The following is a 16188-nucleotide window of genomic DNA, read 5'->3' as shown; positions in this document are numbered from 1 at the left end:
TAGAGCAGGTTGACGGAAGGACGCCGCAACGGCAAAGATCATCGGGCTCGGAATTGACAACGTTGTCTACGAGAGGATCGCGATGAGAGCGTTGCAGCGCGCATTCACCACCTTGCTGATCACCACCACCCTGGCCGCGGTGTCCGTCACCTCCGGGGTCGCCGGCGCCGCGGAACAGGGACCGAAGTTCGCCGCCGACCCCACCGCGCTCGTCGACACCTCGATCGGCAACAACGGTGACGGTACGACCTTCCCTGGCGCCGCAGCCCCGTTCGGCATGGTTCAGCTGAGCCCCGACACACAGCTGAACAAGTACGCGTCCTACGACTACGCGCAGGACACCATCCTCGGCTTCAGCCACACGCACCTCTCGGGCGTCGGCTGCCAGACGATGGGCAACGTCCGGTTCATGCCGACCACCGGTGCGGTCACGTCGTCCGACCCGGAGAAGTACGCCGCGAAGTTCAGCCACGACAACGAGACCCGTACGCCCGGCTCCTACGGCGTGACGTTCGACAACGGCATCCAGGCGGAACTCTCCGCGACCGAGCGCACCGGCCAGCACCGCTACACCTTCCCCGCCGGGTCGGACGCGCAGAACGTCCTCATCGAGACCGGTGAGAGCAACGGCAGCACCTACGCCGGTGACATCGAGGTGGTCGGCAAGGACACCGTCGAAGGCTGGCTCCAGGGCGGCAACTTCTGCGGTGAGACCGGCAAGGAGCGCTACCGCGTCTACTTCAGCGCGAAGTTCGACCGGACCTTCTCGACGTTCGGCACCTGGTCCGACGACACCCTCACCCCGGACGAGCGTGAGGCATCGCGCGGCACCCGACGCGCGGGCGCCTGGCTGTCGTTCGACCCGGCCGGGGGCGACCAGGTCGGTTCGTCGGTGGGCCTGTCCTACACCTCGGTCGACGGCGCGCGCCTCAATCGCGGGGCCGAGCAGCCCGCTTCGTTCGACAAGGCCCGCTCCGGCGCGCACGACGCCTGGCGGGACCAACTGAACCGTATGCGCGTGGCGGGCGGCAGCACCGCCGACCAGCGCACCTACTACAGCGCGCTCTACCACTCGCTGCTGCACCCGTCGATCGGCTCCGACGTCGACAACCGCTATCGCGGCTTCGACGACAAGGTGCACCGCTCGGACGCGACGTACTACCAGATGTTCTCGCTCTGGGACACCTACCGCTCGCAGAACCAGCTGGTGGCCCTGATCGATCCGGACAAGGCCACGGACATGGCCAAGTCCGTGCTGCGCATCTACCAGGACGGCGGCTGGCTGCCGCGCTGGGGCCTCGGCAACGGCGAGACCAACGTGATGAGCGGCGACCCCGTCACTCCGTGGGTCGTCGACCTGTACAACCGCGGCCTGCTCGACGACCGCACCTCGCGTCAGCTCTTCGACGCGCTCTGGAAGAACGTCAACGAGGTCCCCTCGGACCAGTCCGCCTTCCGTGGCCGTGACGGCAACCCGACGTACGTCGAGAACGGCTGGGTCGGCTACCAGGACCTGCCCGGTTACACCTACGGCGACAGCCGCCAGGCGGGCTCGGCCACCCTCGAGTACGCACTCGCCGACTGCGCGCTCTCCACGATGGCCGACGGCCTCGGCTACGAGGACAAGGCCGCGAAGCTCGCCCCGCGCTGCGACAACTTCGCCAAGCTCTGGGACACCGACGTCACTTCGGAGGGCTTCTCGGGGTTCCCGGTCACGAGGAACGCGGACGGCACCGTCGCCGGTGACCCCGACCCCACGCAGTCCGGCGCGTTCCACGAGGGCACCGCGTGGCAGTACCAGTGGCTCGCCCAGCAGGACCCGCAGGCGCTGTTCGGCCTCATGGGCGGCCGGGCGAAGGCCGAGCAGCGTCTTGACACCTTCTTCGACATGCCGACCGTGCTCACCGACCCGGCGAAGGCCGCATCGGATTCCTGGGTGACCGGCGCGTACGACTACCACAACAACTTCGCCTTCAACCCCAACAACGAGCCCGACTTCCACGCACCGTGGATGTACGCGTGGACCGGTGCGCCCTGGAAGACCTCGGCCGTGCTGCGCGCGATGCGGACGCTCTTCACCGACGACGCCTACGGCATGCCCGGCAACGACGACCTCGGCGCCACCTCGTCGCTGCTCGTCTTCGCCATGGCCGGCGTCTTCGAGGCCCAGCCGGGCTCCGCCGACTACATCGTCAGCGCGCCCATGTTCGACAAGGTCGAGATCCGGCCCGAGCACGGGCGCCGGATCCGCGTCGAGGCCCCGGGCGCAAGCGCGTCGAAGCTCCAGTACGTGTCCTCCGTGCGCACGGACCGGGGCAGGCTGCACCGTAGCTGGCTCTCCCACGAGGAGCTGCTCCACTCCGGCACGATCAGGATCAAGCTCTCCGGCAAGCCGACGAGCTGGGGCGTCGACGCCGCCCCGCCGGCGCTGGCGCCCTGAGGCACGGGGTGCGGCCCTCCGTGAGGGGGCCGCACCCCGCCTGCTCGGGATCATTTTGCGCCATGCGGCCTGAAGGTGGCTCAATCGCGCGTTGCCGTCCCGTTCCATGACCCTCAGCCTGGTGCGGGAGCGCTCCCACGGTGCTGGTGATGCGGTTCGGCCGTGCTTGCCGCTCTCCATGGAACCTTGATGCGCGTTCCCCCTCTGGAGCCGATATATGTCAAGACGCCGCTGGGCCTGGCCCCTTCTGCTCGCTCTCCTGTTGACCGCGCCCCTCTCGGCCCCCGCCACGGCGGATTCCGCGCCGGCCCGGAGCCGGGCCGCGGAGGCCGCCCCGTCCGTGCCGCTCACCTCGCTCAGCGCGACCACCACCCAGGTGGCCTCAGGGCTGAAGCGGCCCACCGCCGTCGCATCCCCCGACGACGGCACGGACCGGCTGTTCATCACCGAGAAGTCCGGCACCGTCCGCGTCTACGCCCCGGACACCGGGCTGGCGGGGACCCCCGTCATCGACATCACGTCCGCCGTCGACGAGTCGGGCAACGAGCGCGGCCTGCTCGGCATCGCCTTCCCGCCCGACTTCGCCGACAGCCAGACCCTGTATCTCGCGTACACGGCGCTGCCCGACGCAGCGGTCACTCTCGCCCGCTACCGGCTCGACGACTCCGGCCTGGAGGTCCTGCTCTCGCAGGAGCACACCGAGAACACCAACCACAACGGCGGCCAGCTCACGTTCGGTCCGGACGGCGATCTGTACTGGAGCATCGGCGACGGCGGCGGCTCCGCCGACCCCCTGCGCTCCGCGCAGCATCTGGACACCCTGCTGGGCAAGATCATGCGCATCGACGTGAGCCGGAGCTGCGACCCGCTCCCCTACTGCGTGCCCGACGACAACCCGTTCGTCGGCACCGCGGGCGCCCACGAGGAGATCTGGCTGTACGGGCTGCGCAACCCGTGGCGGTTCTCCTTCGACGACGCCGACGGCTCGATGTGGATCGGAGACGTCGGCCAGGGCCGCTGGGAGGAGGTCGACCACCTGGCCCCCGGGCAGGGCGGGCTGAACCTCGGCTGGTCCTGCTACGAGGGCCTGGAGAAGTTCGAGGGCGGCGACTGCGTGTCCGGCGAGACGTACACCGACCCGGTCTTCACGTACTCCCCGTACACCGGCGGCTGCGCGCTCATCGGCGGCCATGTCTACCGGGGCCAGGAGTACGCCGACCTGGCCGACGGCACGTACATCGCCACGGACTACTGCTCGTCCACGGTCTGGGCCCTGCGCCCCGACGGCGACGGCGGGTACGAGCAGGCCGAGATCGGGCAGACGCCGACCCAGGTGACGGCGATCGGGACGACATCCGACGGGGAGTTCTACATGGTCAACGACCTGCCCGGCGGCCTGCACCGGATGTCGTTCGCGCAGGAGGAGCCCACCTGCCGCGTCGACCGCACGGTGACGGAGTGGGGTACGGGCACGACGGTCGACCTCACCGTCACCAACACGGGCAGCGAGCCCGTGGACGGCTGGACACTCGAATTCCCGCTGCCGCTGGGACAGACCGTCGTCTCCGACTGGAGCACGGACCTGACCCAGTCGGGCGACATGATCGAGGCGGTCAACGCCTCGCAGAACGCCACGATCGCTCCGGGCGCGAGCATCACCCTCGGCTATCTCGCCGAGCACACCGGTGACGCGGCGCCGCCGCCGCGGTTCCAGCTCAACGGGGACGCCTGCGCCGTGGGCAGCTGAGAACCGCGGTCGGCAAGACCCTCGCCAAGCCGGACCGCAGGGGTTGCATCACCCGCACGCCGAGCCCCTCCGACAAGCGTGTCGCCCTGATCACGGTCACCCCGGAGGGGAAGGAGGCCATCGGCGGCCTCTTTCCCCGTCAGCTGAGAGTGGAGTCGACCCTGCTGTCCGCCCTCGGTGACGACCGGCCGGGGTCCTGGAAGCCCTGGCGCTGCTGGTGCGGTCGATGGAGTCGAAGCTCGACCTGGCCTCGGAGGAGTCGGCGGGGAGCTGAGCGGGCGTCACCGGCGTCACCGCTCCTCGGCCAGGTCCTTCTCCAGCGCGTGCGCCGCGGCGTTCAGGGTGGCGACCAGCGGCTGGAGGCGGTGCGGGTCGTAGCGCACGCTGGGCATGGACACCGAGAGGCCCGCCACTGCCTTGCCGTCCCGGTCGCGTACCGGGACGCCGACGGCGACGAGCCCACGCTCGGAGCGCCCCTGGTTGACGGCGAACCCGTTGCGGCGCAGCCGCCGCAACTCGGTCCGCAGCCTGGAGAGATCGGGGAGCTCGGCGGGGCGGTCCCGGTAGCGCTCGGGGGCGTAGAGCTCGTCCAGTTCGTCGTCGGACAGGCCGGCGAGCAGCAGCAGTCCCGCCGTCGTGCGGGAGGCCGCGAACACCATGCCCTCCCGGGATCCGACCCGCAGCGCCTGCTGGCACTCGACACTGGCGATGAACCTGGCCGTGTCCCCCGTGCGCACGATCAGATTCGTCGTCTCGTCCAGGAGACCGACGACCCGGTGCAGATGCGGCATGGCCACCGCGCGCAGCCGTGACACCAGGGACTGGGAGTGCGCGGCGAGCTCAAGTACGGGCCCCGCGCGGTAGACGCGGCTCTCGTCCTGCACGGCGAAGTCACGGTAGACCAGCATGGCCAGGATCCGGTGGGCAGTCGACCTGGCGACACCAAGCCGCTCGGCGATCCTGGCCACGGTCGCACCGCCCTCCATCTGCAGGATGGTCGCCGCCCGCAGCGCGTGGTCCACGCTGGCGATGGGGTAGGGCGGGGGCGTCTTGAGCGGTTTGTCCATGGCCCGTCCTCACTCGTCCATAGCGCCGGAGATCATCCGTAGCGCAGGAGATTCTGTTCTCCAGAATCTCCAGGTTCCCATGGGCGACGCGATGCACGCTGAGCGATGTGACTACTTCATCCGTCTCCCAGAACTCCACCACGGATTCCCCGGTCCACCTCGAGGCCGTCCAGGCCGAGGGGCAGCCCACGGTCACCCCGGCGCTCGAAGAGCTGTACCGGGGCTTCGAACAGGAGCTGCTCGTCCCGCTGTGGACCGAGATCGGCGACCTGATGCCCGCCCACCCGCGCTCACGCGCCGTACCGCACGTCTGGCGCTGGGAGCGGCTGCGGGAGCTGGCCGCCCAGGCGGGCGACCTGGTCCCGGTCGGCCGTGGCGGCGAGCGCCGCGCCATCGCGCTGGCCAACCCCTCCCTCGGCGGCCGGCCGTTCGCCACCCCCACCCTGTGGGCGGCCATCCAGTACCTGATGCCCGGCGAGGACGCCCCCGAGCACCGCCACACCCAGCACGCCTTCCGCTTCGTCGTCGAGGGCTCGGGCGTGTGGACGGTCGTCGGCGGCGACCCGGTGCCGATGAACCGCGGCGACTTCCTCCCGCAGGCCGGCTGGAACTGGCACGCCCACCACAACGCGACCTCCGAGCCGATGGCCTGGATCGACGGCCTGGACATCCCCTTCCAGTACGTCACCGAGGCGCAGTTCTTCGAGTTCGGCCGTGACGAGATCAGCGACGCCGAGCGGACCACCCCGGAGCGGTCGCGCTCCGAGCGTCTGTGGGCGCACCCCGGCCTGCGCCCGCTGTCGGCCGTCCCGACGGCTCCGGGCAGCCCGCTGCTGTCCTACAAGTGGGAGTACACCAACGCCGCCCTGGCCGACCAGCTCCTGCTGGAGAAGGAGGGCTACGGCGGCACCGTCGAGCCCGGTCACGCGGCGGTGCGCTACAGCGACCCGCACAACGGCTCCGACGTCCTGCCCACCCTCCGGGCCGAGTTCCACCGCGTCGCCCGTGGCGCCGAGACCGCGCCGGTGCGTGAGACCGGTTCGTCGGTCTACCAGGTCTTCGACGGCTCCGGCGTCGTCACGGTCGGCGACAGGTCGTGGACGGTCGCCCGCGGTGACCTGTTCGTCGTCCCGTCCTGGGAGCCGTTCTCCGCCAGGTCCGAGGCCGGCAGGACCGACTCCGACGAGGGCGCCCTCGATCTGTTCCGTTTCTCCGACGCGCCCGTCTTCGAGGCGCTCAAGCTCAACCGCACCCAGAAGGACGCCTGACCATGAAGCTCGCCACCATCCGCACCGCCGCCGGGACCCGCGCGGTCCGCCTCGACGGAGAGGTCCACGTCGACCTCGGGTACGCCGACCTGGGCGAGCTGTTCGCCGAGGCCGACTGGCAGGACAAGGCCACCACCACCTCTGGCCCCACCTACCCGGCCGAGGGCGCGGACTTCGCACCGGTCGTCCCCAGCCCCTCCAAGGTCGTCTGCGTCGGCCACAACTACACCAACCACATCAAGGAGATGGGCCGGGACCTGCCCAACTACCCGACCCTCTTCCCGAAGTTCGCCGAGACCCTGCTGGGCGCCAACGACGACATCGTCAGGCCCGCCGAGACCGAGGCGTTCGACTGGGAGGTCGAACTGGCCGTCGTCGTCGGCAGGAAGGTGCGCCGCGCCGACGAGCAGCAGGCCGCCGACGCCATCGCCGGCTTCACCGTGATGAACGACATCTCGGTGCGAGACTGGCAGTTCCGCACCATCGAGTGGACCCAGGGCAAGATCTGGGAGGCCTCCACCCCGGTCGGCCCCTACGTCGTCACCCCCGACGAGGTCGGCGGCGTCCGCCCCGCGCTTGAGGTCAGGACGCTCGTCGACGGGCAGGTCATGCAGCAGGACGACACCGGCACGCTGCTGTTCGACCCGGTCTTCCTGGTCCAGTACATCTCCACCGTCATCACCCTGAACCCGGGCGACATCATCGCCACCGGCACCCCGGCGGGTGTGGGCAACGCCCGCGACCCGAAGGTCTTCCTCGTCCCCGGGCAGAGCGTGACCACCGAGATCTCCGGCCTGGGCGCCTGTGACAACAAGGTGGTCGCGGCATGACGGACGGCACACGGACGCTCGCCGAGGCTCGCGCCTGGGCCGGTACGGGCACGCGGCTGTTCCTCGACGCCGTCGCTGACCTCGACGAGGCGGGCTTCTCGGCCGACAGCGTGCTGCCCGGATGGACCCGTAAGCACCTCGCCGCGCATGTCGCCGCCAACGCCGACGCCCTGTGCAATCTGGTGCACTGGGCGGCCACCGGCGAGGAGACACCCATGTACGCCTCGGTCGACGAGCGCGCCGAAGGCATCGCCAAGGGGCCGGGCATGAGCGCGGACGAGCTCCGCTCCTGGCTGGCAGGATCGGCGCGGAGGCTCGCCGAGGGGCTGGACGAGCTCACCGAAGGCCAGTGGCGGAGCAAGGTCGTCACCGCTCAGGGCCGTACCGTCCCCGCCACCGAGCTGCCCTGGATGAGGTCGCGCGAGGCCTGCGTCCACGCGGTCGACCTCGGCACCGGCGTTTCCTTCGCCGGCCTCCCGGCGGGCTTCCTGACCGCGCTGGCCGACGAGATCGGCGCCAAGCGCGGGCTGACCGAGCTGCCCGACGGCCCTCTCCCCGAGGTCACCGCCTGGCTGGCCGGCCGTCCGCACACCCTCACCGGCGCCCCCGCGCTCGGCCCGTGGCTCTGAGGAAGGAGAAGTCATGTCCCACCCTGATGTGATCATCGTCGGCGGCGGCATCGGTGGCCTCGGCGCGGCGTACTCGCTGACCCGCCAGGGCCTCGGCGTCCGGCTGCTGGAGAGCGCCCCCGCCTTCGGCGAGGTCGGCGCCGGCATCCAGCTCGCACCCAACTGCACCCGCATCCTCGACGACTACGGCCTGCTGGACGAGGCCAAGACCCTCGGCGTCGTACCTGACGCGATGGTGATGCGCGACGCGGTCGACGGCGACGAGCTGACCCGGCTCGACCTGCGCGACCTGGAGACCCGCTACGGCTACCCGTACATGGTGATCCACCGCAGCGACCTGCACGGACTGCTGCTGCGCGCCTGCGAGCGCGCGGGCGTCGAGCTGATCAACGACGCGCGGGTGGTGAGTTACGAGAACAGCGGCAGCGGGGCCCACGTCACGCTCGCCTCCGGCGAGGTGTACGAGGCCGGCCTGGTCATCGCGGCCGACGGCCTGCACTCCGCCGCCCGCGAGCTGCTCGTCGACGACGCCCCCGTCTCCTCGGCGTACGTCGCCTACCGCGGGACCGTGCCGGCCGAGCAGCCGCGGGTCCGGGGCACCGACCTCAGCGAGGTCGTGGTGTACGTCGGCCCGAAGTGCCACTTCGTCCACTACGGCCTGCGCGGCGGCGAACTCCTCAACCAGGTCGCCGTCTTCGAGTCCCCCAAGGCCGTCGCGGGCCAGGAGGACTGGGGAACCCCCGACGAACTCGACGAGGCCTTCACCAAGACCTGCGGCTTCGTGCAGGAGGGCCTGCCCTTCATGTGGCGGGACAAGTGGTGGCGGATGTTCGACCGCGACCCGCTCATGAACTGGGTCCACGGCCGGATCGCCCTGCTCGGCGACTCGGCGCATCCACCGCTGCAGTACATCGCGCAGGGCGCGATCATGGCGATCGAGGACGGCTGGGTCCTGGGCGAGCACGTCGCCCGCAACCGCGCGGCCGACGGCTCGGTCGACTGGGACGCCGCCCTCTTCGCCTACGAGGCGGTCCGCCCCGAACACTGCCGCCGGGTGCTCACCACCTCCCGCGCGTGGGGCGAGCTGTGGCACCTCGACGGCCTCGCCCGCGAGCAGCGCAATGTGCTGCTGCGCGCCCGGGAGACGTACGACTACTCCTTCGTGGACTGGCTGTACGGCCCGACCGCGCTGACCGTGGACGAGGAGCCGCCCATGTTCACGCCGATCCCGCTGTCCTCGGTCCCCGCCGAGGCCCCGGACCCCGCCCTTGCGACGGTGTCAGGCACCACGGCGTAGCGGCACACCGCTCCCCCGCGCACCGGAGGTCGTAGGGCGCGGGGGCGCGGGGTTCTCAACTCCCGGGGGACAGCAGGATCTTGCCCCTGGTGCCGCCCTCTTCGAGGAGAGCGTGCGCCTTCGGCGCCTCCTCGAACGGCAGGACACAGGCGACACGCAGCGTCAGCCGGCCCTCGTCCACCCGGCGTGCCAGGGCGTCGAGCTCGGTGCCGTCGGTCCGCACGCCGTAGACGTCCACGGCGATCGACCTCTCGGGCTCCGGCACGGAGAAGGGCGTCAGGGACAGATAGCGGCCCCCGTCGCGCACCGCCGCCAGCGCCCTCGGGCTTCCCGCGGCGTCGATGACGACGTCGAACGCGCCGGCGGGCAGCGCTTCGATCGCCGAGTACATCTCGGCTGCCCCCAGTTCGGCCACGGTCCGGGCGTCACCCGGGCGGGCGAGGCCGCTCGGACGCCACCCGCGGAGGGCGGCCGACTGGACGAGGAATCCGCCCACCGCGCCCGCGGCGCCGACCACGAGGAGCCGTCCGGAGAATCCCGGAGCCAGCTGCTCCAGTGCCTGTTCGGCGGTGAGGGCGGCCAACGGCAGGGCGGCGGCGTGTTCCAGGGGAACGCCTGTGGGCGCATGGGCCACGAGCGTCTCGTCCAGGGCCACGTACTCTGCGGTCACCCCCGTCCCGGTGCCCAGCGGGGAGTAAGCGGCGACGACACGGTCGCCCTCACGGAAGCGGTCAGCGCCGGGGCCCGCCGCGACGACGGTGCCCGAGACGTCCCAGCCGACGACGGCAGGCAGGACCGGTGAGGGGATCTCGCCCCTGCGCACCGCGAGGTCCACCGGGTTGACCGCTGCCGCGGCCACACGCACCAGTACCTCGCCGGGACCCGGTTGTGGCCTGTCCCGTTCGGTCACCTTGAGCACCGAGGGCGGCCCGTAGCGGTCGATCGTCACGGCCCTCATGCGTGCACCTTCCGGGACCGGCCCCAGCGGTTCATCGCCGGGCGCTCCACCGCCACGAACATCAGCCAGGCGACGGCGAGCGTCACGAGGGCCTCCAGCAGGAGCACGCCAAGGCCCGCGGCGGTCCCGAAGAACCGGTCACCGAGCAGATCCCGTACGACGTTGAGCAGAATCAGATGGACCATGTAGAAGGCGAAGGAGACCTCGCCGAGCCAGATCATGGACCGGCCGCGCAGCACGGAGGGCCGGCCCGAGACGTCGGTGATGGCGATCGCCGGGATCAGCAGGGCCATCGGGACGACGAAGACCGCGTCCAGGGCGTACAGCCACGGGACGTACAGGGACAGGGCGTACGCCACCACGCACGCGACGGCCGCGGGCAGCGGCTTCACACCGAACCGGACGCCGGTCAGGACGATACGGGCCATCAGCATGCCGAGCACGAAGTCCAGAGCGCGCACCGGCGGGAGCATGTACACGCTCCAGTACTGCCAGACGGATGCCGGGGACCCCTCGGGCATCGCGGGGTTGCCGGGGAGCAGCAGGTAGGCGAGCGCCGGTACGGCGATCACCGCGGCGGCGGTGCCGATGGCCCAGCGCCACAGGTGCTGCGGTGAGATTCGCTTGATCCAGCGCAGGAACAGCGGGAAGCAGAGGTAGAAGAGGAGCTCGCAGGCCAGGGACCAGCTCGGCGGGTTGACGCCGAGGAAGACCGAGAACTCCGGGATCCAGGCGTGCACGAGAAGCAGGTTCGGTACGGCCTGCCACCACTGGGTCGCGGCGCCGGTGAGCAGGACCAGCGCCAGGGCCCAGGTGACCAGGTGGTTCGGGTAGACCTTGAAGAAGCGGCGCCGCCAGAAGTTCAGGGGGCGGTCACCGGGCCGCGCCGACCAGGTCAGGACGAATCCGCTGAGGATGAAGAAGAAGGTCACACCGGCCCAGCCGGCGTTGCTGAACAGCCGTCGGTAGCCGTCGGCCACGTCCTGGGACGCGAACGGGTTGAGGGCGGGGAGGGCGAGCGAGGAGTGGTAGCCGAACACGAGCAGGGCGGCGATGAAACGCAGTCCGGTCAGGGACGGAAGCCGGCCGTGCACCGCTCGTGGTGTCCGGGGCGCCGGACCGTCGCTCGCCTTGGGTATCGCGGAGGGTTCCGCAGTGGTGGACATGGTGGGCCTCCGTGAGGATGCGGGAGGGCGGGAAGGGAGGGTGTCGGGGCGGCCGGCACGGGCGGGACGGTGCCGCCCGCGCCGGCCGCGGACGTGGAGGTCAGTCGCGGTCGAGGAACTCGGCGAGCATTTCGACCAGTTCGGCCGGCTTCTCGAAGAGGACCATGTGGCCGCTCTCCAGCTCGGCGTAGTCGCTGCCCTTGACGGCCTCGTGGATCTCCCGCGAGTGCTCCACGGGGATCAGCGCGTCCCGGCTGGAGCCGATGACCAGGGTGCGGGCGGTGATCGACTCCAGCCGGTCTCGGATGTCGACGTGGTGATCGAGCTCGATCTGGCGCAGGGTGCCGACCTCGGCCGTGATCCCGGCGACCGTGGCCTTGACGCCGTCGCTGCCGAATCCGGCGAGGAACGGCGGCGAGAAGATCAGCAGGGCGCTGTACGCGGCGAACGCGTCAGCGTCGATGGCCGGCAGCCGACGCCACAGGTCGACGGCCAGCTGCTGGCGCGGGTCGTCGTTGCGGGCCCAGCCGTTGATGAGGATCAGACGGCGGACGAGCCCGGGGTGCTTGGCCGCCGCCGCTGCGGCGACGACCGCGCCGAGCGAGAAGCCGACGATGTCGAACGGCTCGTCGGTCACCGCGCGGGCCGCGCCGGTCACCTGGTCGACCAGCTCGTCCAGGCTCAGCTCGTCGGCGTGCAGGGGGGTCTGACCGCTGCCCGAGAAGTCGGGGGTGATGACGGTGTACCGGTCGGTGAAGTGCTCGCGCAGATGACCGAAGTTGGTCTCGCCGTTCCCGGCGGTGCCGTGCACGAACAGCAGGCTCGGGCCGCTGCCCTGGGTGGTGTAGTGGACGGGGGTGTTGTTGACGTCGATCGTGGGCACGAGGGCCTCCAGGGTCGTAGGGAAGCGCGGGTGGCGCGGGTGGCGAGGTGGTGCGGTGGGGGTACCCGGGGAGACCGGGAAGCCGTGCCGGACACGCTCCGTCAGTTCGGGACGGGGGCGGGCCGGCGTTCTTCGTGGCCGTCTTCCGGGGCGGCGGCCTGGTCGGCAGCCGGGCCGGGGCCAGGGGCGGTGTTCGGGGCGGTGTTCGGTCTGGCCCATCGGCTCATCACGGGACGCTCGACGCACACCAGGAGCAGCCAGCCGGCGAGCAGGGTGACACCGAAGAAGCCGAGCAGGACCAGGGTGCCGACGACCGGGTCGAAGAGCCGCTCGTGCATCAGCGTCGTCCGGCCGAAGTACATCACCACGTACTGGGCGAGGTAGAAGCCGAAGGAGACCTTGCCGAGCCACTGCATCGTGCGCCCGCGCAGCACCGTCGGCCTGCCGTCCACATCGGCCCTGGCCACCGCGCAGATCAGCAGCGCGACGGGGACGACGGTGGCCAGATTGAGGCCGTACAGGAACGGCACCACCATGGCCAGCGCGTAACCGCCCACGCAGAGCAGCGCCGCCGGAAGGATCCGGATCCTGGAGAACGCACCCGCGAGGACCAACCGGGCCAGGATCATCCCGAGCACGAACTCGAACATCCGCACCGGCGGGAAGTTGTACCCGAACCAGAACTGCCACAGGGAGATCCCGAAGCCTTCAGGCGTCGGCGGGTTCTGTGGCACCAGGAAGTCGGTGACCAGCTGTACGGCCAGCATTCCGGCGACCATGGCTCCGGCCCACGCCCACAGCGCGCCCTCCTTGATCCGCAGGATCGGACGGATCAGGAAAGGGAAGAGCAGGTAGAAGAGCAGCTCGCTGCAGAGCGACCAGCTCGGCGGGTTCACACTGATGAAGGTCTCGTGCTGCGGGAACCACGAGTGGAGCATGAAGAGGTTCGGCAGCCAGGCGGACACCGGAGTCATCGCCCCGGCGAACAGGGCCATGGCGATGGCCCACATGGCGACGTGGTTGGGGAACACCTTCAGCAGCCGGCGGCGCCAGAACGCGGTGATCGTGTCCTGGGGCTTGGCCGACCACGTCAGGACGAACCCGCTGAGCACGAAGAAGAACGAGACACCCATCCAGCCCGCCTTGCTGAACAGCCAGCGGAAGCCTTCCTGCCAGTCGGCGTCGGCGTACGGGTTCATGGGAGGGTCGCTGAAGGTGGCGTGGAAGAAGAAGACCAGTGCGGCGGCTATGAAGCGCAGTCCGGTCAGGGACGGGAGCTTGGGTCTTGAGCGCTCGGGAGTGCGGAGCTCGCGGGCCGTCGACGGCGACAAGGACATGGGGAGGCGTTGCCTTTCACGGAGCGGCGGTGAGCTGCCGGTCGGAGGGGGTCGCTTCGGAAGGGGGCACGTCGGAGGAGGCCGTGTCGGGAACGGGGGCCGTGCCGGCGGGTCGGCGTGGACGGGCCCAACGGCGCATCACGGGGCGCTCGACACAGACCAGGAGCAGCCAGCCGACAACCAGGGCCCCGAGGAACTCGGCCACCACGACGGCGATCCCGACCGGGGTCGCGAAGGTGCGGTTGTCCATCAGCGTCGTCCGGACGAAGGAGAGCACGATCTGCTGGGCGAGGTAGAAGCCGAAGGAGACCGCACCGAGCCACTGCATCGTGCGTCCGCGCAGCACCGTCGGCCTGGCGTCGATGTCGGCCCTGGCCACCGCGCAGATCAGCAGCGCGACGGGGACGACGGTGGCCAGGTTGAGGCCGTACAGGAACGGCACCACCATGGCCAGCGCGTAACCGCCCACGCAGAGCAGCGCCGCCGGGAGAATCCGGATCCTGGAGAACGCACCCGCGAGGACCAGCCTGGCCAGGATCATCCCGAGCACGAACTCGAACATCCGCACCGGCGGGAAGTTGTACCCGAACCAGAACTGCCAGACCGTCACATCGGTGCCGGGTGCGGGGACGCTGCTCGGTGCGAGGAAGTCGGTGACCAGCTGCACGGCCAGCATTCCGGCGACCATGGCCCCGGCCCACGCCCACAGCGCGCCCTCCTTGATCCGCAGGACCGGACGGATCAGGAAAGGGAAGAGCAGATAGAAGAGCAGCTCGCTGCAGAGCGACCAGGCGGGGGCGTTCAGGCTCAGATGGACGTTCGGGTCGGGGAACCACGAGTGCAGCAGGAAGAGGTTGGGCAGCCACACCTTCAGCGGGACGGCCGTGCCGGCGAGAAGGAGCATCGCCAGCGCCCAGGTGGCGATGTGGTTGGGGAAGACCTTCAGGAGCCGGCGGCGCCAGAAGCCGGTGATCGTGTCCTGGGGCTTGGCCGACCACGTCAGGACGAACCCGCTGAGCACGAAGAAGAACGAGACGCCCATCCAGCCCGCCTTGCTGAACAGCCAGCGGAAGCCGTCGGCGACGTTCTCGTCGGCGAAGGGGTTCATGGAGATGAAGATCAGGGAGGCGTGGAAGAAGAAGACCAGTGCGGCGGCTATGAACCGCAGTCCCGTCAGTGAGGGGAGCTGGGGTCTGGTGGACAGCGCGGAGTCGGCAGGCATGAGCTGGGCCCTCTCGGTCGGGAACGCGTGGTTCAGGGGGTCGGGGAGACGGTGGTCCCGGCCTCCGCGCGGGGGACGTCACCGGCCGGCCGGCTGCCCGAAGTGCTGCCGCTGGTGCCGGGCGTACCGGTGCTGCCGGGCGTGCCCCGTCGGCCGACGTACACGGTCTGGGCGATCAGCAGGGCGCCGAGTGCGGTGAACGCCGCCGCGCCGAGCGTCACCGCGCGGGTCCCGAAGCCCTGGTCGATCAGCTGGCCGCCGGCCCAGGAGCCGAGCGCCGCACCGAGGCCGAAGGCCGACATGTTGGCGGTCAGGGAGAGCGTCGGCGCGTCCGCCGCCGCGGAGAGGACCTTGGTCTGCAACCCGGGGATCAGGGCGAAGGTCGCGATGGAGAACAGGACGAGGAAGACGGCCGCACCGACGGCCGACGGGGCGGCGGCCCAGTACAGGAGGCAGACCGCGGCGAGCGTCCAGGACAGGGCGAGCACGGCCGTGTCGACGGACCTGTTGGCGATCCTGCCGCCGATGGCGTTGCCCACGATCGAGCCGAGGCCGTAGGCCACGAGGACCGCCGGGACCCAGGCGGAGGGGAAACCGCCGACGTCCGTGAGCAGCGGCACCATGTACGTGATCAGTGTGAACATGCCGCCCGAGCACAGGACGGTGGCCAGGACCGTGCCGAGCACCTGCCACTTCTTGAAGACCCGCAGTTCGTGCGCGGCGGACGAGCCCGCCGTACCGCCGTCGTCCGGGATCACCAGCAGGATGAGGACGACGGCGACCGCGGCGAGCACCGCAACGCCGCCGAAGGTGGCCCGCCAGTTGAGCTGTTGGGCCACCAGCGTCCCGAGCGGAACACCGAGCACGGTCGCCAGATTGATCCCCAGCTGGGTGCCCGCCACGGCGGAACCCTCCTTGCCCTTCGCCGCCATGCTGCCCGCGGTGACGACACAGACGGCGAGGAAGGTGCCGTGGATGACGGCCGTCAGCATGCGGCCGGCGACCAGGACGCCGAAGGTGGGCGCGAAGCTGGAGAGGACGTTGCCTGCGACGGAGACCAGAAGCAGCGCCACCAGAAGGTACTTACGGCGGACCCGGGTCGAGGCGGCGGTGACGAGCGGCCCGCCGAACACGACCGTCAGCGCGTAGACGGTGACGAGGAGGCCCGCGGTGGGAACGGTCACCGACAGGTCCCTGGACAGGTCGGTGAGCATCCCGCTCGGCGCCAGTTCTGCTGTGCCGACGCAGAAGATGGCCAGGATCAGTACGGCCATACGGAACCGCATGGAGTGCCTCTCGTAGATGGCGGGCGACGGTGCTGGACGGCCGGGAGGGCTCGATGAG

The 16188-nt window shown here is 70.5% G+C and carries 13 protein-coding genes; 6 read left to right on the top strand and 7 right to left on the bottom strand.

Features of this window, described 5'->3' with window-relative positions:
* The first annotated feature begins 82 nt into the window (after window positions 1-82).
* Both AB0C75_RS07225 and AB0C75_RS07220 read left to right on the top strand, forming a co-directional pair.
* The gene (locus AB0C75_RS07225; RefSeq protein ID WP_362887921.1) at window positions 83-2440 is read left to right on the top strand and encodes a GH92 family glycosyl hydrolase; all 2358 of its coding nucleotides are present in this window, start codon (window positions 83-85) and stop codon (window positions 2438-2440) included.
* 217 nt (window positions 2441-2657) lie between these two features.
* The gene (locus AB0C75_RS07220; RefSeq protein WP_362887919.1) at window positions 2658-4187 is read left to right on the top strand and encodes a PQQ-dependent sugar dehydrogenase; all 1530 of its coding nucleotides are present in this window, start codon (window positions 2658-2660) and stop codon (window positions 4185-4187) included.
* Between the two features lie 290 nt (window positions 4188-4477).
* Here the strand turns inward: AB0C75_RS07220 and AB0C75_RS07215 are convergent, their stop codons facing one another.
* Window positions 4478-5254 (bottom strand): IclR family transcriptional regulator, encoded by a 777-nt coding sequence (locus AB0C75_RS07215; protein WP_362887918.1) that lies wholly within the window; start codon window positions 5252-5254, stop codon window positions 4478-4480.
* A 107-nt stretch (window positions 5255-5361) separates the two neighbouring features.
* Between AB0C75_RS07215 and AB0C75_RS07210 the strand changes: the two genes are divergently transcribed.
* Genes AB0C75_RS07210 through AB0C75_RS07195 form a run of 4 tightly spaced genes read left to right on the top strand, consistent with a single transcriptional unit; the run spans window position 5362 to window position 9278 of the window.
* The gene (locus AB0C75_RS07210; RefSeq protein WP_362887916.1) at window positions 5362-6522 is read left to right on the top strand and encodes a cupin domain-containing protein; all 1161 of its coding nucleotides are present in this window, start codon (window positions 5362-5364) and stop codon (window positions 6520-6522) included.
* Between the two features lie 2 nt (window positions 6523-6524).
* The gene (locus AB0C75_RS07205; RefSeq protein WP_362887914.1) at window positions 6525-7352 is read left to right on the top strand and encodes a fumarylacetoacetate hydrolase family protein; all 828 of its coding nucleotides are present in this window, start codon (window positions 6525-6527) and stop codon (window positions 7350-7352) included.
* Window positions 7349-7981 carry a maleylpyruvate isomerase N-terminal domain-containing protein gene (locus tag AB0C75_RS07200; RefSeq protein WP_362887912.1) on the top strand — a complete coding sequence of 211 codons (633 nt, stop codon included), beginning with the start codon at window positions 7349-7351 and terminating at the stop codon, window positions 7979-7981. Before AB0C75_RS07205 ends, AB0C75_RS07200 begins: the two co-directional genes overlap by 4 nt.
* A gap of 13 nt (window positions 7982-7994) precedes the next feature.
* Window positions 7995-9278 carry an FAD-dependent oxidoreductase gene (locus tag AB0C75_RS07195; RefSeq protein ID WP_362887910.1) on the top strand — a complete coding sequence of 428 codons (1284 nt, stop codon included), beginning with the start codon at window positions 7995-7997 and terminating at the stop codon, window positions 9276-9278.
* A gap of 55 nt (window positions 9279-9333) precedes the next feature.
* Here AB0C75_RS07195 and AB0C75_RS07190 read toward each other — a convergent pair whose 3' ends face one another.
* The 6 genes from AB0C75_RS07190 to AB0C75_RS07165 form a co-directional block, all read right to left on the bottom strand.
* Window positions 9334-10236 (bottom strand): NADP-dependent oxidoreductase, encoded by a 903-nt coding sequence (locus AB0C75_RS07190; RefSeq protein ID WP_362887908.1) that lies wholly within the window; start codon window positions 10234-10236, stop codon window positions 9334-9336.
* A complete protein-coding gene (locus AB0C75_RS07185) occupies window positions 10233-11402 on the bottom strand; it encodes an acyltransferase (protein WP_362887906.1) in 1170 nt (389 codons plus the stop codon). The genes AB0C75_RS07190 and AB0C75_RS07185 overlap by 4 nt, the downstream gene beginning before the upstream one ends.
* A gap of 100 nt (window positions 11403-11502) precedes the next feature.
* Window positions 11503-12285, bottom strand: a complete 783-nt coding sequence (locus AB0C75_RS07180; protein ID WP_362887904.1) for an alpha/beta hydrolase — start codon at window positions 12283-12285, stop codon at window positions 11503-11505.
* Window positions 12286-12386: 101 nt separating this feature from the next.
* Entirely contained in the window at window positions 12387-13622 is a 1236-nt protein-coding gene (locus tag AB0C75_RS07175; protein ID WP_362887902.1) for an acyltransferase, read from the bottom strand.
* A 16-nt stretch (window positions 13623-13638) separates the two neighbouring features.
* Window positions 13639-14844: an acyltransferase gene (locus AB0C75_RS07170; protein ID WP_362887900.1), complete on the bottom strand. Its 1206-nt coding sequence runs from the start codon at window positions 14842-14844 to the stop codon at window positions 13639-13641.
* 32 nt (window positions 14845-14876) lie between these two features.
* A complete protein-coding gene (locus AB0C75_RS07165) occupies window positions 14877-16130 on the bottom strand; it encodes an MFS transporter (protein WP_362887898.1) in 1254 nt (417 codons plus the stop codon).
* Between the last annotated feature and the right edge of the window lie 58 nt (window positions 16131-16188).

The sequence above is a fragment of the Streptomyces sp. NPDC048565 genome, assembly GCF_040650935.1.
Lineage (GTDB): Bacteria > Actinomycetota > Actinomycetes > Streptomycetales > Streptomycetaceae > Streptomyces.
The sequence above is the reverse complement of the archived record's forward strand: the minus strand, read 5'-3'. Positions and strand labels throughout refer to the sequence as shown.

Bases quoted from the DNA above. Each gene is read 5' to 3' on its own strand.
- AB0C75_RS07225 (WP_362887921.1), top strand. From the start codon at position 83: ATGAGAGCGTTGCAGCGCGCATTCACCACCTTGCTGATCACCACCACC.
- AB0C75_RS07220 (WP_362887919.1), top strand. From the start codon at position 2,658: ATGTCAAGACGCCGCTGGGCCTGGCCCCTTCTGCTCGCTCTCCTGTTG.
- AB0C75_RS07215 (WP_362887918.1), bottom strand. From the start codon at position 5,254: ATGGACAAACCGCTCAAGACGCCCCCGCCCTACCCCATCGCCAGCGTG.
- AB0C75_RS07205 (WP_362887914.1), top strand. From the start codon at position 6,525: ATGAAGCTCGCCACCATCCGCACCGCCGCCGGGACCCGCGCGGTCCGC.
- AB0C75_RS07200 (WP_362887912.1), top strand. From the start codon at position 7,349: ATGACGGACGGCACACGGACGCTCGCCGAGGCTCGCGCCTGGGCCGGT.
- AB0C75_RS07195 (WP_362887910.1), top strand. From the start codon at position 7,995: ATGTCCCACCCTGATGTGATCATCGTCGGCGGCGGCATCGGTGGCCTC.
- AB0C75_RS07190 (WP_362887908.1), bottom strand. From the start codon at position 10,236: ATGAGGGCCGTGACGATCGACCGCTACGGGCCGCCCTCGGTGCTCAAG.
- AB0C75_RS07185 (WP_362887906.1), bottom strand. From the start codon at position 11,402: ATGTCCACCACTGCGGAACCCTCCGCGATACCCAAGGCGAGCGACGGT.
- AB0C75_RS07175 (WP_362887902.1), bottom strand. From the start codon at position 13,622: ATGTCCTTGTCGCCGTCGACGGCCCGCGAGCTCCGCACTCCCGAGCGC.
- AB0C75_RS07170 (WP_362887900.1), bottom strand. From the start codon at position 14,844: ATGCCTGCCGACTCCGCGCTGTCCACCAGACCCCAGCTCCCCTCACTG.
- AB0C75_RS07165 (WP_362887898.1), bottom strand. From the start codon at position 16,130: ATGCGGTTCCGTATGGCCGTACTGATCCTGGCCATCTTCTGCGTCGGC.